The organism is Listeria sp. ILCC796 (assembly GCF_900186175.1).
In the GTDB taxonomy this organism is placed as follows: domain Bacteria; phylum Bacillota; class Bacilli; order Lactobacillales; family Listeriaceae; genus Listeria; species Listeria goaensis.
The window spans coordinates 1-16144 of sequence record NZ_FYBV01000002.1; the positions used below are offsets into that span (position 1 = coordinate 1).

Here is a 16144-nt window from a genome sequence, read left to right on the forward strand (position 1 = left end):
CTTCGGCTTGAATGCGACTGTCATAGCCCACATAGAAGTCTTCTTTCACCGTTACGGTTCCCGTATGTTCACGCGTAACTTCAGTAGAGGCACTCGATGTTTTTCCATTTGCAGTGGCTGTCGCCGTCACAATCGTACCTTCCGCTTGGGGAAGAATAATGAAAGTGTATGTTCCATCTGAACCAGCTTGTCCCACTGCAATGGTTGTTGTGCCTGCTTTGATCACCATATTTGCATTCGGTTCGGCAGTTCCTCGTACAATGGTTGATGCCGTTGTTAATGGTTCAATCGTCGTTTGCGCAATTGTTGCGCCTCCAGTTACGGTCGTATTTGCACTCGATGTTTTTCCATTTAAAGTAGCTGTCGCCGTTACCACAGTACCTAGGGCTTGCTGTGAAATGGCCATAGTATAACGTCCATCTGAACCAATTCGTCCGCTTGCAATTTGATTATTATTTTGATCCCTCAATACAAGCGTTGCATTCGGTTCACCGGTTCCCGTAGCCTGCCTCGAATCCGTTGTTAACGAATTAATGGTCGTTTGTGCGATACGATCACTGATAACCGTCGTGTTGGCACTTGACGTTTTCCCATTAGCTGTCGCGGTTGCTGTTACTACAGTTCCTTCCGCTTGTTTAGAAATTGTCACCGTGTAAATCCCGTCAGAGCCAATTCGCCCACTCGCGATTTGATTGTTATTTTGATCTCTCAAAATTAATGAAGCATTCGGTTCACCAGTCCCTGATGCTGTTACCGAGTCCACTGTTAATGGATTAATTGTTGTTGGCTCGATAGTATCATTCGTAACAACTGTAAACGAGCTAGATGTCTTTCCATCTAATGTTGCCGTGGCCGTCACAACGGTTCCAGCCAATTGTTTTGGAATGGTCACACTGTAATTGCCATCTGAACCTACTCGGCCTAGTGCGATTTGGTTATTGTTCTGATCTCTCAAAACTAATGAAGCATTCGGTTCAGCGGTCCCTTCTGCTCGTACAGAATCTGTGTTCAATGGATTAATTGTCGTTTGCGCAATTTCATCCGAAATAACAGTCGTATTCGCGCTGGAGGTCTTTCCACCTGCTGTAGCCGTTGCAATGACAGTTACTCCAGCGGCTTGTTTTGGAATGGTCACGTTGTAATTGCCATCTGAACCTACTCTTCCTTCCCCAATTGTACTAGATCCGACTTTAATCGCAATAGCTGCATTCGGTTCTGCTTTCCCTTGCGCTACTGTCGAGTTCGTATTTAATGCATTAATGGTTGTTTGTGCAATGCTATCTTGTGTGACAGTTGTGCTCGCACTAGATGTTTGTCCATCTTTTGTTGCCGTCGCAGTTACAACCGTTCCAGCAGCTTGTTTTGGAATCACCACACTATACTTTCCATCTGAGCCTATTCGACCATTTGCAATTTGATTATTATTTTGATCTTTAAGAACCAAAATCGCATTTGGTTCAGCAGTTCCTTCTGCTGTTAGCGAATCTGTTGTTAAGGGTTTAATCGTTGTCGGTGCAATATTCCCTTGTGTCACAGTTGTATTCGCACTAGATGACTTTCCGTATATCGTAGCTGTGGCCGTCACAATGGTTCCAACTGTTTGTTTTGGAATCAAGAAATTATAATTTCCATCTGAACCCACACGACCTGATGCAAGCGTAGTTAAACCTGCTTTAATCACAATATCTGCATTCGGTTCAGCCGTTCCTTCTGCTGTCACAGAGTCTGTGTTTAAAGCATTGATGGTTGTTTGCGCAATATTTCCTTGTGTCACAGTTGTAGAGGCACTTTCATTTTCACCATTTTTAGTAGCAGTTGCTGTGACAATCGTTCCAGCTATTTGCTTGGGTATTGTCACACTGTAAGTGCCATTCGGCTGTACGGATCCTGTCGCCAATTGATTACCAAATTGATTACGAATCACAAGAGTAGCACCCGGTTCTGCGGTTCCTTCTGCCTTCACAGAGTCTGTTGTTAGCGCATTAATCGTTGTCGGTGCAATATTCCCTTGCGTTACCGTTGTATTCGCACTGGATGTTTGCCCATTTTTTGTTGCTGTGGCTGTCACAATTGTTCCAGCTACTTGTTTAGGTATTGTCACACTGTATGTACCATTTTCAAGTATCTGACCTGTTCCAATTTGATTCCCAGACTGATTGCGAATCACAAGTGAGGCACCTGGTTCCCCTCTACCGGTTGCTAATGTTGAATCCGTTGTAAGGGGATTAATCGTTGTTTGCGCAATACTTCCTTGTGACACTGTAGTTTGCGCACTTTTTGATTGTCCATTAATTGTTGCAACTGCGGTTACAATCGTTCCAGCGGCTTGCTTTGGAATTGTAACATTATAAGTACCATCGCTGTTTACAGTCGTTGTCGTAAGCGTTGTTCCGCCTGCTGTTATAACAAGGCTAGCATTCGGCTCAGCCGTTCCCTGCGCAGTCAAAGAATTCGTTGTCAGCGGATTAATTGTCGTCTCGTCCATATTATCAATATCAACTAAACTTAGATTAGAAAACCGTGTGCTGCCTGTATTTGCACTTCTAAAGATGTCAAAACTGATAGTTGTAAAATTACTCCGAGCCGTAAAGGTCAGACTTTGAGTGCCATAATTAGCAGACCAAGAACTACCCGTGGTTGCTAAAGTCCCTGCATTTGCACTAATATTATTGTAACCATCTAGGGCGTGGACCTTAAAAAGTGAATTACTTTGATTAATAACCGTGTAATTCAAAGTATATCTATGACCAGCAATTGTATTAACAGATTGGAACATAATTCCTGCGGGTCCGTTATCAACTGTTCTATTCATCCAAATATCCATGGAGCCATTTCCCTGTGGTTTTACACTCATTGTGTTAGGTCTGTAGCCATTAATAGCATAGGAACCATCTGAACTATTATAATCATAGCTTCTTACCGTTGTTCCACCATTGTATGCATTTGCGCCATCCCAAATACGAAAATCCCAGTTACTAATACCATTAAAATTACTGTTTTTTAACAGGTTTGCAGCATTAGACTGTAAAACTCCTGATTTCAATTTTGGTGTTTGCGCTTCACTATCAGCCGCTCTCACTGTTAAAGCATTAAATGGAAACGCTGTCGCAATTGTAGAAGCTACCATTGTAGTTGTAATCGTACTGATTACTATCTTTTTTAATTTAGATTTTCTCATGATGCTTGTTCTCCTTTTAAATTTCATTTTTTACATAGAAAATACCTTTTACGTCAGGATTTCCTATAGCCTCCCTATTCAAAACTTCATCAATCCCCCCTTTTCCCATATGTATATGCACACATATATTCATATTAGCATCTGAAAAATAGTCAAATTAGCTATAAAAACGGCTTTATTTACCTGTTTTATGTAATTTTTGTGACATTTTTTCTATCACATAAAAAAAAAGAAGGCTATTCCGTTCATTTTGCACGACGGATTTTGGGCATAAAAAAACACTCTCCAAAAGTTAGACCAAACATCTAGCTTTTGGAGAGTGACTCAAATCAACTGAGAGAAACTCCTATTTTACTTTTACAATCCAATCTTTCGGCGCTTCTTTATCACCAAATTGAATGCCACAAAGCTCATCATACAATTGCCTTGTAACAGGTCCTACTTCCGTTTCGCTATAAAACACATGGTAGTCATCTCCGTTTTGAATGCCGCCAATTGGTGTAATCACAGCAGCCGTTCCACAAGCGCCAGCTTCTTTATAATCATCCAATTGATCAATATATACATCGCCTTCTTCAACTTCCAACCCTAAGCGATGTTCCGCTAAATAAAGAAGGGAATATTTTGTGATACTAGGCAAAATGGAAGGCGAAAATGGTGTAACAAAACGGTTGTCTTTCGTAATTCCGAAAAAGTTAGCAGCCCCTACTTCCTCAATTTTTGTATGTGTGGCAGGGTCTAAATAAATCGCATCCGCGAAATTTCGTTTCTGCGCATTTTTCCCAGGTAAAAGACTGGAAGCATAGTTCCCACCAACTTTTGCGGCTCCTGTTCCTTTTGGCGCAGCACGGTCGTAATCTGATACAACGAAACTAGCTGGTTGCAAACCACCTTTAAAATAAGCGCCAACTGGTGTACAGAAAATCGAAAAGATATATTCAGGTGCAGCATGAACACCAACGTTATCACCAACACCAATAACAAACGGACGCAAGTAAAGTGTTCCACCTGTTCCATATGGCGGAATAAATTCTTCATTCGCTTTAACAACTTCTCGACATGCTTCAATAAATTTTTCAGTCGGAATCGTTGGCATCAAAAGCCGTTCACAACTTCTTTGCATTCTTTGCGCGTTTTGATCCGGTCGAAACAGATTAATCGATCCATCTTTTGCTCGGTAAGCTTTTAAACCTTCAAAACACTGTTGTCCGTAGTGAAGGGCCGTCGATCCCTCACTAATATGAAGTACATTATCCTCAGTAAGCGTTCCAGCATCCCATTCGCCATCTTTCCAATGAGAAATATAGCGCTTATCTGTTTTAATATAACCAAAACCTAAATTAGCCCAATCAATATCTTTTGCCATTTTCTTCCCTACTTTCTGTGTACTCAACTTATTTCATAAGTATAGCACAACTTTTCTAGCCTTACAGTATTTTTTCTCTAGCTCGAAGCAGCAAATAAACTAAATAGAGAGTATTTTCTAACTTTTTAACTAAAAATAAGCAAATTATACTCCCTTTTTCAATAAATCATGATAAAATGAAGACATTCTTTAAAAATAAAAATTGGCGAGAGGAGAGATTGACGATGGCTGAAGGTAAAATGCTCGAAGAAAAATTGTTTAGTAAACATTTGAATGAGGAAATGGACATCATTATTTACTTACCACCGGATTACTCACCTCTTTATAAATACCCACTTTTTATCGTTCAAGACGGGAAAGATTATTTAAGCTTTGGGAAGTTGCCTAAATTTGTCGATGAACTGACGAACCAGAACAGGATTCAAAAAGCCATTTTTGCTTGTTTACCGTATAAAACAGTGGAGGACAGACGCAGAAAATATCATCCAGATGGTGAACAAAATGAAGCATACATGCGCTTTTTAGCCCATGAACTCGTCCCCTATTTAGAAAATCAGTTTCCTTCCTTTCAAATGGCAAACAGTCGCTTTTTAATGGGGGATTCACTCGGAGCAAGCGTTTCTTTAAAAGCAGCGCTTAAATATCCATTCACCTTTGGAAATGTCATTTTACATTCGCCTTTTGTAAATGATGACCTTTTAGAACTCGTTCAATCGGCAAACCCAGCTGCCCTTAAAGTCTTCCATATCATCGGGGACGCAGAAACTGAAGTGGAAACGACCGATAACCAAGTCGCTAATTTCTTAGAACCAAACGAAAAACTCCATTTTCTTATTGAAAAGAAAGGTTTTGAGTCTGAATTTCATCTATTTAACGGTGGTCACCGCTGGAAATATTGGCAACCGTTTATTAAAACTAGCTTAACTTTTATGCTTCCAACTCATACATTTGATTTAGAGAGCATGGGCGTTTAACGAAGGGAGAAAGAATTTTGACAGTAAAGAAAGTAGTAAACGAACAAATGCGCAAAGAGGCCTTACAAATTCGCTTTGATGTATTTGTTACCGAACAACATGTTGATCCAGAATTAGAATGGGACGAATTTGATAACGATCCTTCCACAATCATGTTTATCGACTATGATGACGACGGTACACCACTTGCCACAGGCCGTTTGCGTATCCTGCCTAATTACGGAAAAGTAGAACGCATTTGTGCACAGAAAAAAGCACGTGGCAAAGGCTCCGGTCGAAGAATTATGGAAACCATTGAACAAGAAGCCAAACAACAAGGTGCATCAAAACTAAAACTGGGTGGTCAAGTCACAGCGATTCCATTTTATGAAAAGCTCGGTTACACAGTTTGTTCCGATATTTTCATGGATGCAGGCATCGAACATAAAGAAATGGAAAAAAACATTTAAAAAATAGCCTTTTAAGGCTATTTTTTTATTAATATTTGTTAAAGAACACACAATTTCATGTATAATGAAGCTTGTTGAAAGGAGTGGTTAATATGAATAAATTAATTTGGGGTTGTCGCATTTTTTACATAAGTACGATGCTTCTCCTCTTTTATGTACTTGATTACTATCATTTTTTAATTTTAAATATCACATTAGCTTATATTCCTTTTGAACTAGCTGTTTTTCTACATAAAAAAAAGCGACCTGCCATCATTTTTTGGATTTTGGCTGCCGCTTGGCTCCTATTTTTCCCTAATGCTTTTTATTTAGTTACCGACTTCTTTCATTTAAAACAGTTTAATATTTATGATTATAACGGTATTCTTCAAAAAGATAGTTTGTTATGGCAAAGCTTTACCGTCATGTCGGGAGCGGTGTTTTTTGGCCTTTTCGTTGGCAACCTGTCCCTTCGTTTCATTTTAGATGCCATAAAAGAGCGCACGAATTGGCGTGAATCCATTCTCGTCCCCATCATTTTACTTTTATCAAGTTACGGTATTTATTTAGGACGCTTTGATCGCCTGCACACTGTCCACCTTTTGACAGAGCCGAGCACCGTTCTACGCAGTATTTTAAATGTTTCGGGCTTTCAATTTGAGTTTATTATCTATTTTTTCATTTTACAATTAATGCTTTACCTTATGTTTCGCTATTTCCCAAAATCCACAAATTAACTTAGCATTTCAACGGTTCCATCGTTTTTGCCAATAATAAGCTCGTCCGCTATACCTAAAAAAAGACCATGCTCCACAATGCCTGATAAACTGTCTAATTCGTTAGCCAGTTTTTTTGCGTCTAATAGCGGATAAATCTCTAAATCTAAAATCATATTCCCATTATTCGTCAGAAAAACCTCTCCATCTTGCGCATAACGCACATTTGCCCCGATATTTTGCTTTTTAAGTGCTCGCTCCACATATTTATAACTAAAAGGGAGCACTTCAACTGGCAAACAAAATTTTCCGAGCACTTCAACCACTTTTGATTCATCCACGACCCAAATATTCCGTTTTGAAATAAGCGCAACTAATTTTTCGCGAAGAAGCGCACCGCCGCCGCCTTTAATTCCTGCAAAATCCCGCGTAACTTCATCTGCGCCATCAATTGTGACGTCAATTTCTGTTACTTCGTTAAAGGAAAGTAAAGGAATATGCCACTTTTTCGCCAGTTCCTCCGTTTCAATTGATGTCGCAACGCCTTTTATTTGCAAGCCAGCTTGCACAAGCTCCCCTAGCTTTTCAATCGTATAAAAAACCGTACTTCCTGTTCCAAGACCAACAATCATGCCATCTTGAACTGCTTCACAAGCCTTCTCGCCTGCCATACGTTTTGACTCCATTCTGTCCACTCCTTCTTATTTAACCTTACAATTTTAAAAGAATCCTCTCGACAAAAAATGCATTTTATAGCGTATTCTCACTTAAATCTTTAAAAATTCGCCTTTCTTCTCTCGTATTCACACTCTAATCTTACAAAAATGTAATTAGACTTTTCAATACAAGTGAGTTACATTATATGATAGTTACGTATTTAAATTTAACATTTGTAACATAATAGACATAAACGGGGTGAATAGATGCAAAAAGTAAAGTTGTTTTTTCATAAGCCAGCCACGATTTTTATACTTAAAACAGCATTCTATTTAGCTGTTTTACTCGGACTTTTATGGTTTTACGGCTTCAAAAACCCAAATAGCACCAATTTTATTTATAACGAATTTTAAAAAGAAAGGATGATTACGCGTGGGTTTACAAACGATGACCACCTCACTTACAGAACGCATTGATGAATGGGCTACTCTCACTCCGCAGAAGGTTTGCTACGAATATAATGGTACCACACTTTCTTACAAGGAACTAAAAAATCAATCTGATTCCTTTGCTTTTTTTTTAGAAGAAAAAGCTTTTCCAAAAGAGGCGCCAATTGTCGTTTACGGACACATGTCCTCGCTTATGTTAGTCGCTTTTATGGCTTGTTTAAAAAGTGGACATGCGTATGTTCCCGTTGATACTTCTATGCCAAGGGAGCGCATTACTCAAATTGTGACCGCAGCAGAACCAGCTTGCGTGCTTGCTGTGGAAGAACTTCCGGTTGAAACGGATAAACCTGTTCTCACTGCTAGCGAAATCGCTGAATTTATTCGCTTAAATACAGGCAAAAAGCCACGCCTAGCGAGCGCCGTTCAAGGTGATGATACGCATTATATTATTTACACATCGGGCAGCACTGGCCTACCGAAAGGCGTTCAAATTAGCCAAAACAATTTAATCAGCTTTTCCAATTGGCTGCTGCAAGATTTTTCATTAACAGAAGGTTTGCGCATTTTAAATCAAGCACCTTTTTCATTTGACCTTTCCGTTATGGACCTGTATCCAAGCTTACTTTCAGGGAGCACGCTAGTTCCCGTGGATAAGACTTGCAGCGCCAATTTAAAAGACTTGTACAGTCAAATTCCGCGACTGCGACTTGACGTCTTCGTTTCAACACCGTCATTCGCTGACATTTGTTTACTTGACCCCCATTTTAACGGCGCTAATAATCCTTCGCTCTCAAAATTTATTTTTTGCGGGGAAGTCCTAACCAAAGAAACTGCACGCGAATTAATTGCCCGCTTTCCAGACGCCAAAATTTATAACACTTACGGGCCGACAGAAGCAACCGTTGCCGTTACCAAAATTGAAATTACAAATGAAGTCATCGCCGCCTATCCGAGCCTCCCACTTGGGCAAGTCAAGCCTGATACGCGCCTTTTCATCACTGACCCTGAAACACATGAACGCCTACCAGATGGTGAAAAAGGGGAAATTGTGCTCGTCGGACCGAGCGTTTCAAAAGGCTATTTAAACAACCGCGAAAAAACCGTAGAAGTTTTTTCTAAAGCTTTTGATCTCATGGCCTATCATACGGGTGACTGCGGTGTAATTAAAAATAATCAATTGTTTTTCCAAGGTCGCTTAGATTTCCAAGTGAAGCTACACGGCTATCGCATCGAGCTTGAAGACATCGAGAACAACTTAAAAGAAGTCAGCTACGTTAGAAGTGCCGTCGTTATTCCAAAATACGTGGAAGGAAAGGTGGATTCATTAGTTGCGTTTGTTGTCGCAAATGAGCATGACTTTGATAAGCCGTTCAAATTGACGAAAGCCATTAAACAGGAACTCGCGAATAAAATGCCAAACTATATGATTCCTCGGAAATGGATTTATAAGACCGAATTTGCTTTAACTAATAATGGAAAAATCGATCGAAAACTTTTAGAAAATGAGGTGAACGAATGACCACCCCATACGGCTCTATCTTTTACTTTGCAATCCTCGCACTTTTTATCGCACCGATTGTGATTGCAAATTTAATGGGGAAAAGACTTCCAGTTTATAACGCGTTTGTCACGTTACTTTTCATTTTCTTCATGTTTTCAAGCAATTTAGTGCAAGGCATTGCCTTTATCGTTTTCATTTTTTGGCAACTCATTGTTGTCCGGCTTTATTTTCATTACAGACGTGTTCAAAACAAAAATCATGGCGGTATTTTTACCCTTGCTGTAATCCTGTCGATTTTACCGCTTGCAATTGTTAAAGTGCAGCCATTGCTTGCGGATCATACAACACTCGTCGGCTTTCTAGGAATCTCCTATTTAACGTTTAAAGCCACTACGATGGTAATGGAAATTCACGATGGACTCATAAAAGAATATGATTCCGTGGAATTTGTGAATTTTCTGCTGTTCTTTCCAACCATTTCTTCTGGCCCAATAGACCGATTTCGGAGATTCCAGAAGGATGTTAAAAATCCGCTTGAACCCTCGAAATATGTAGAACTTTTAAACCGTGGTATTTTTTATATTTTCTTAGGTTTCCTTTATAAGTTCATCATCGCCTATTTAATCGATGTTCATTGGAAAACCCCACTTGAAGGACTTTTAATCCAACATGTTGATTTTAATATGAGTTTGCTTGGCTATATGTACGCGTATAGTATGTACTTATTTTTTGATTTTGCAGGTTACAGTTTGTTCGCTGTTGGGGTTTCCTACCTACTCGGCGTCCAAACACCAATGAACTTCAACAAACCATTTCTCGCACGCAACATTAAGGACTTCTGGAATCGTTGGCACATGACGCTTTCATTTTGGTTCCGCGACTTCATTTTCATGCGGTTCGTCTTCTTTTTGACGAAAAAGAAATGGTTTAAAAGTAAATTTACAATCGCTTATATCGCGTACTTTGTCAATTTTTTCATCATGGGAATTTGGCACGGCCTTCACTGGTACTACGTTGTTTACGGCTTATACCAAGCGTTGCTTATCGTCGGTTTCGACATTTTTGAGCGCATCAACAAAAAATATAAGTTTTATCCAAAAAATAAAATCACTTATGTTATTGGAATGTTCATTACGTTTAACTTCGTTTGCTTCGGCTTCCTCATTTTCTCTGGCATATTTGATAAAATAACTTTCTAAGGTGGTAATAAAAATGAGTTTTCGTGATCAAGTTTTAGATATTTTAGAAGAAATTACAGAATCAGAAGAAGTAAAAGAAAATACAAGCGTCCGCTTATTTGACGAGGGCTTACTCGACTCAATGGCAACAGTGCAACTCCTTGTTGAAATTGAAAGTAGTCTCGATATTACGGTTCCCGTTTCCGAATTCGACCGCGACGAATGGGCAACGCCAGAACTTGTGATTAAGCAATTAGAGGCCCTCAAATCATGAGAAAAAAACTATGGATGACATTTGGCCCCATTTTAGTGGCTTGCGGTGTCTTCTTGTTTATTCTTTTCGGACCGAGTGCGCTATTTGGTGGCGTTTCAAATACGGCCGTTCAAAATGCGGCTACGTCCATGAACGGGAATGTCGTAGGTGGGAAAATTTTGCAACAAACAGCGATGAATCAAGATTACATGCCCATTTTCGGTTCCTCGGAACTATCGCGCATTGATCCCTTCCACCCGAGCGTCATTGCAAAAAAATACGGCACAAGCTACACGCCGTTTTTAATCGGCCAGCCTGGTACGCAGTCGCTCTTTCATTATTTGGACATCAACATGCTATCCGATCAACTGAAAGGGAAAAAAGTCGTCTTTATTTTATCGCCACAATGGTTCCAACCAAATGGCGTAGATGATGCTCATTTTGGCGCAACATTTTCGCCCATTCAAGCGTACACGTTTGCGCTTCAGGAAGAAAAAGATACACCGGAGCGTAGGTTTGCTGCAAGGCGGCTTCTTAGCTACAAAGTCGTCCAAAACGACTCAACGCTCACAAAATTGCTCGAAAACATCACTACACCGGGACCAAACAAGCCGCACGACTCCATGCTAACGCGCGCCGCTGCGGAAATCGAGTACCGTATTTTAATCCGAAAAGATGAGCTCGAATCAAAATTAGTCACTGGCTCAAAAGAGAAGCGAATTCAGGAAGGCGTTAAAATGCTTCCTCCTGTTCTAAATTTCGATGAACTAGACAAAATGGCCGCTTCGCTTGGTGAAAAAAGTACTGGTGACAATCCATTTCATGTGAAACAAAAATATTTCGATAAGAAAATTTCACCAAATATGGCTAAACTTAAAGATAGTCGTCAAAATTTAAGTTATGCAAGCTCACCTGAATATGACGATTTGCAACTTGTGATGGACGCCTTCAAAAATGCAGGTGCTGATGTATTATTTGTAAATCCTCCTGTAAACGGCGAATGGCTGCGATTTATCGGCATGAAACAAGAGGGACTTGACGAATATTATAAAAAAACAAAAGAGCAAGTGGAGCAAAACGGCTTCCGTTATATTTCGCTTGAAGACCGTCAAGACTCGCCTTACTTTTTAGAAGACCCTATCCATTTAAGTTGGCGCGGCTGGGTGCAAATTGACGACGCCATCGCCAAATTCGCCAAACAACAAGCGCCAACAAGCTACCCAGAAACGCCTCGTGATTTCTATTTTCACAAAGCAAAACTGCCAAAAGAACTTAAAAAAGATTTAGAAACGAAAAATTAAAATAAACAGCTCAGCAAAATCCGGATTTTGCTGAGCTGTTTTTAATTTAACTACTTTATTTCTCCCCGTACCATTCATTTTCAGTAAGTCCGGACTGATTCCGGAATTCTTCTGCATACTCTTTTAACATGATTCCCTCTACGACTACTTTTGCATTAAATAACAGAATTGGAAGCAATGAAAAGACAATTAGGAGAACTACTAATAATCCAATAATAACTAATATAACAAACGTCCCTAACCACTCATTTTGGATAGATATTTTATCAAGAGACTTATCATCTTTAATAAACCACCATTTAATAAGCCTATAAAATTGTGTTCCCAAAATAATAATCACTACTAAACCTATTGATAGTTTAAACATCCCTTTATTCCATATCTTTGACGTTTTTGACTCTTTTATATCCATACCATGCTTCCTTAGATAGTTCTGAACCAAATAGCTACATCGAAAATAGCAAAGCACCAAAATAATAATCAAATAACAGAACGCCAGCAAAAGATAAAATTCTCCAAACGGTTTATTTCCATCAATTCTCATGCCTAATACTAAGCTTATGCTAAGTGTTTGAACCATCATATATTTGGCTATTACCCAACCAAAATCGCTCAAAGATTTATTTTTAGATTTTATAATAAAGTAAAAGGCAAGGCTTATCAAAATTATAGTAATTAGAATACTTGTAATAACAAACGAATTTTTTAACGGTAGCAGCGCAATGAATCCACAAAAAAATGCAAGAAATATTATTTGCAGCTCACGGGTGAATAAATTTTCCGTAGGATTTTTTGTTTGTTGAACAAGCTTCTGTATATCTACAAATCGACTCGCCTGCTCAAATGAGGTTTGTTTTGCGATAATTTTCATTTAAATACTCCATTCCATATGGGAATCTATTATGATTTGATTATTTTTCAAATATTGGATTAAAATTAGGGCTACCACTCTGAGGTTGCACACCTATTCGATAATGCTTATCTGGTGCAACACTATCATGCTTTCCGTACAACTTATACTGTTCATCAAGCCATTCTCTCTTATTATTCTCTCTTGTTTCAGCACTACCACTTAAACCAAAGTAAAAACTATGAGAGTTAATATGAATATTTCCCAAGACAATATTAACTTTTATCTCAGGAGTAGTTATATCCACGCCTTTAATCATCGTATTTAATGTCCCGGCTATGGCTCCAATAGGCCCTCCATACTGTACCCCTTCTAGCGGTCCAGCATTCCATATAAATAGACTCAACCCACCATACACTGCTTTACTTGCATCCCCATAAGCTGGACTCTCTGGATTGATGTACTCTTCATAAGCATACGCTGTGATGCTTAATGTGTCTCCGCCATATCCAATACCTTCCCTCGCCACTGGATGCGCCTTAACAAATTCAGAAACCGGCTTCAACTTTTTAAATACATCCAAGCCAACTTTAGAGCTCGCAATTAGTTTTGCACCTTCACTTGTTCTAGAAAGAATTTTGGTCGAATAGCCAATTGGTGCTAAGACGCTCCAGCCTTTTTCGCTCAATTTAGTTAAACCATTATATACAACTGCTTGTGTTGCAAAAGATGCTTCACCTAGATAGGAAGCAAATTTAGGACTGTTTAAAACGTTTGTAGCCACATCTTTAGGCAATTTATTCCAGCTTTCTTGTGCAATAAAAATTCCAAGAGCTGCATCTTGTAAGCTATCAGGAAATTTGTCTAAAGCGCCTATCACATAGTCAAACAAACGATCATTATTTTTGATTTTCTCAATTGCTGCTGCTGGATTCTTTTCAAATAGCTCATTTAATTCTTTAATCGCTACTTTCTTCTCCTGATTTTCCATTTCTTCTAGCTGTTCCTTACTTTTCAGCTCCGTAAACCAGCTTTTATCGGCACCTTTAGGAAATTTGTATGTACCATCTTTTTTTATCGTTATACTATTCAATACTAACACACTTTGCATCGCTAATTTCATATCATCCAGACTACTATTAAATAAACCTTTTGTTTGCCCTTCAAATTCATAAAGCTTCTCAATTTTCTTTTGAAGTTCATCAATTTCTTGGTCAAGACTGTTAGACATTTGACTTAATTTTCTCTTGTGATTTTGTGCAACATCAATTAATGCTGTATTTTTATTCATTCTTAAAAACATATCGATAATAACTGTTGTTCCTTCAACAGATGCTTTCATATTTTTTTGCGTTGCTATTTGTTGATTTAGATTGTCTTCATCCAAATAGTCTTCACTTGAAACAACGGCATCCGCAAGCTGATATTTGTTTAATTCTTGTTCAATACTATCACATGCAGTAGTCACTCTTGTAATAGTTGGTATAACAAGATCTGTAAATAATCCTTTCCCAGCTGTATAAGCAGCTCCAGACAATTTGCGCCCATCCACAGCCTGAATCACTTTTTGGCTTCCAGCTTTTAGCTGTGTGATGGTTTCTTTCCCACTTGATAAATTTTTAGACAGAGCTTGGATTAACTTGCTTGATTCGCTACTTGAATAAATTAGTCCCAAGGAAGTTCATTCCTTTCCTTATAAAGAGTTTCTCGTTACTCATCCATTTGACAAATCTCTTTCTTGAAAGCAAATGTAAACTCTTCGTGGGCGTTTCGTATTTGTTGCCGAAAACTATGCGCCATACAATCATTCCTTTGCTGCATTCGAAAATCTTCTTTATGCTGATAGTTCGCATTTTCTTCATTCAATATTTGTAATCTTTGAAACCCGTTCTACAAATCCACTTCTAAACGCTCTAGCGCATTTTCTATTGTAGCTCGTTCCTCACTCAATTGGTCAATCTGATTCTCTTTTTCTACAATTAGTTGATTATAAGCAGTTCGTTTTCCCTCATTCGTTTTCTCTACCAACTTTTTTCATCTCCTAAAATTTAATCTGGCTATCTTGAAGAGCCATCATTTCGGCTATTTTTGGAAATTTCTCACTCTCGGCCTGCACACAATCTACAAGCTCAGCTAAATTTGGTAACAACTGGTTATTCACTTTTTTTCCTGTTTGCATGCTTGAAATCGTACTTTTAGCTAAAGAAACCTGTTCTCCCTTATTAACAGAAATTGCTTTGACATCAGCAACTGCTGTATTTGCTATAGTTGTATTAGATGCTATTTTCCCCATCCCTTGTGTTTCCTTTCTATATGTATTGTTTTCTTCCAATTTTAAATATAGCACACGCCCCGGACCATGTCTACGCTCGTCTCATGACACAAAATTAGGCTCCGTGTTTCCCTTAAAAAACAGAAAACAGGAGCCTAGAATGCATACTTTAGAATCCGATAATATGATAACCGCTATCGACGTGAATTAACTCGCCTGTAATGCCTCTTGAAAGTGGGCTAAACAAGAAGAGTGCCGTATCGCCAACTTCTTCAGGCTGTGTCGCGCGTTTAAGCGGTGCTTTTTCTTCTACAATCGCAAGAGATTTTGTGAAACTACTTACTCCGCGTGCGGATAATGTACGAATTGGGCCTGCGGAAATTGCATTGACGCGTACGCCGATTTTGCCAAGATCCATCGCCATATATTTGACAGTAGCATCAAGAGAAGCTTTTGCTACACCCATAATATTGTAGTTTTCGACAACGCGCTCGCCGCCAAGATACGTAAGTGTCAGTAAGCTCGCATCTTCTGTTAGCATATCTAAATGTTTTAGCGTGCGAGCAACAGCTGTAAAGGAGTAGGAGCTAATTTCGTGTGCTTGTAAGAAACTTTCACGGTCTACTTCTAAATAATCGCCAGCTAGGAAATCTTTGTTGGCAAACGCGATACAATGCGCTAGACCACTAATTTTTCCAACGTGCGCTTTAATCGTTTCAAAAGCGGATTTAATGCCTTCTTCGCTTGTTACATCACATTGAACGACAGGTGCCGCATGATTTTTTTCCGAAAGTGTACTAGAAAGTTCATCGATGCTTTTCTTCGCGCGCTCATCCGCATATGTAAAGACAAGACTTGCCCCCGCATCGTTTAAAGATTTCGCAATCGACCAAGCGATACTGCGTTTATTCGCTACCCCCATCACAACATACGTTTTTCCCTCTAAAGTTAAATTCATTACTAATTCCTCCTCAATTTGCATTGCCTTTTCTATTTTACATCATTTTAAAGCTCATTTTCC

The 16144-nt window shown here is 39.0% G+C and carries 16 protein-coding genes; 8 read left to right on the forward strand and 8 right to left on the reverse strand.

The window, feature by feature from the left end; translation table 11 throughout:
- Positions 1-3178, reverse strand: a 3178-nt coding sequence (locus CFS04_RS02665) for an Ig-like domain-containing protein (protein ID WP_255377767.1), incomplete at its 3' end; no start/stop codon positions are given.
- Between the two features lie 346 nt (positions 3179-3524).
- A complete protein-coding gene (locus tag CFS04_RS02670; protein WP_255377373.1) occupies positions 3525-4571 on the reverse strand; it encodes a branched-chain amino acid aminotransferase in 1047 nt (348 codons plus the stop codon).
- Positions 4572-4768: 197 nt separating this feature from the next.
- Here CFS04_RS02670 and CFS04_RS02675 point away from each other — a divergent pair, with 197 nt between their 5' ends.
- The 3 genes from CFS04_RS02675 (at position 4769) to CFS04_RS02685 (ending at position 6683) form a co-directional block, all read left to right on the forward strand.
- Positions 4769-5518: an esterase family protein gene (locus CFS04_RS02675; protein WP_088809081.1), complete on the forward strand. Its 750-nt coding sequence runs from the start codon at positions 4769-4771 to the stop codon at positions 5516-5518.
- A gap of 17 nt (positions 5519-5535) precedes the next feature.
- On the forward strand, positions 5536-5967 hold the full coding sequence (locus tag CFS04_RS02680) for a GNAT family N-acetyltransferase (RefSeq protein ID WP_179946371.1): 432 nt from the start codon (positions 5536-5538) through the stop codon (positions 5965-5967).
- A gap of 92 nt (positions 5968-6059) precedes the next feature.
- Complete coding sequence (locus CFS04_RS02685; RefSeq protein WP_088809082.1) at positions 6060-6683, forward strand: DUF1361 domain-containing protein; 624 nt, start codon at positions 6060-6062, stop codon at positions 6681-6683.
- Here CFS04_RS02685 and rpiA read toward each other — a convergent pair.
- Positions 6680-7348 (reverse strand): ribose-5-phosphate isomerase RpiA, encoded by a 669-nt coding sequence (gene rpiA / locus CFS04_RS02690; RefSeq protein WP_088809083.1) that lies wholly within the window; start codon positions 7346-7348, stop codon positions 6680-6682. The two genes, CFS04_RS02685 and rpiA, sit on opposite strands and share 4 nt — an antisense overlap.
- 237 nt (positions 7349-7585) lie before the next feature.
- Between rpiA and CFS04_RS02695 the strand changes: the two genes are divergently transcribed.
- Genes CFS04_RS02695 through dltD form a run of 5 tightly spaced genes read left to right on the forward strand, consistent with a single transcriptional unit; the run spans position 7586 to position 12001 of the window.
- Positions 7586-7732: a teichoic acid D-Ala incorporation-associated protein DltX gene (locus CFS04_RS02695; RefSeq protein WP_088809084.1), complete on the forward strand. Its 147-nt coding sequence runs from the start codon at positions 7586-7588 to the stop codon at positions 7730-7732.
- A gap of 34 nt (positions 7733-7766) precedes the next feature.
- Positions 7767-9287 carry a D-alanine--poly(phosphoribitol) ligase subunit DltA gene (gene dltA, locus CFS04_RS02700; RefSeq protein WP_088809440.1) on the forward strand — a complete coding sequence of 507 codons (1521 nt, stop codon included), beginning with the start codon at positions 7767-7769 and terminating at the stop codon, positions 9285-9287.
- The gene (gene dltB / locus CFS04_RS02705) at positions 9284-10468 is read left to right on the forward strand and encodes a D-alanyl-lipoteichoic acid biosynthesis protein DltB (RefSeq protein ID WP_088809085.1); all 1185 of its coding nucleotides are present in this window, start codon (positions 9284-9286) and stop codon (positions 10466-10468) included. Before dltA ends, dltB begins: the two co-directional genes overlap by 4 nt.
- Before the next feature lie 13 nt (positions 10469-10481).
- Positions 10482-10721, forward strand: coding sequence for a D-alanine--poly(phosphoribitol) ligase subunit DltC (gene dltC, locus CFS04_RS02710; protein WP_088809086.1), 240 nt, complete (start codon positions 10482-10484; stop codon positions 10719-10721).
- A complete protein-coding gene (dltD, locus tag CFS04_RS02715) occupies positions 10718-12001 on the forward strand; it encodes a D-alanyl-lipoteichoic acid biosynthesis protein DltD (protein ID WP_088809087.1) in 1284 nt (427 codons plus the stop codon). The genes dltC and dltD overlap by 4 nt, the downstream gene beginning before the upstream one ends.
- 55 nt (positions 12002-12056) lie before the next feature.
- Here dltD and CFS04_RS02720 read toward each other — a convergent pair whose 3' ends face one another.
- From CFS04_RS02720 to fabI, 5 genes are all read right to left on the reverse strand, one after another.
- The gene (locus CFS04_RS02720) at positions 12057-12872 is read right to left on the reverse strand and encodes a hypothetical protein (protein WP_088809088.1); all 816 of its coding nucleotides are present in this window, start codon (positions 12870-12872) and stop codon (positions 12057-12059) included.
- A 40-nt stretch (positions 12873-12912) separates the two neighbouring features.
- Positions 12913-14526 carry a T7SS effector LXG polymorphic toxin gene (locus CFS04_RS02725; RefSeq protein ID WP_088809089.1) on the reverse strand — a complete coding sequence of 538 codons (1614 nt, stop codon included), beginning with the start codon at positions 14524-14526 and terminating at the stop codon, positions 12913-12915.
- A gap of 215 nt (positions 14527-14741) precedes the next feature.
- Positions 14742-14879 (reverse strand): hypothetical protein, encoded by a 138-nt coding sequence (locus tag CFS04_RS12945; RefSeq protein WP_159457884.1) that lies wholly within the window; start codon positions 14877-14879, stop codon positions 14742-14744.
- 13 nt (positions 14880-14892) lie between these two features.
- A complete protein-coding gene (locus CFS04_RS02730) occupies positions 14893-15144 on the reverse strand; it encodes a hypothetical protein (protein ID WP_088809090.1) in 252 nt (83 codons plus the stop codon).
- Between the two features lie 148 nt (positions 15145-15292).
- Positions 15293-16081, reverse strand: a complete 789-nt coding sequence (gene fabI, locus CFS04_RS02735; RefSeq protein ID WP_088809091.1) for an enoyl-ACP reductase FabI — start codon at positions 16079-16081, stop codon at positions 15293-15295.
- Positions 16082-16144: the final 63 nt, after the last annotated feature.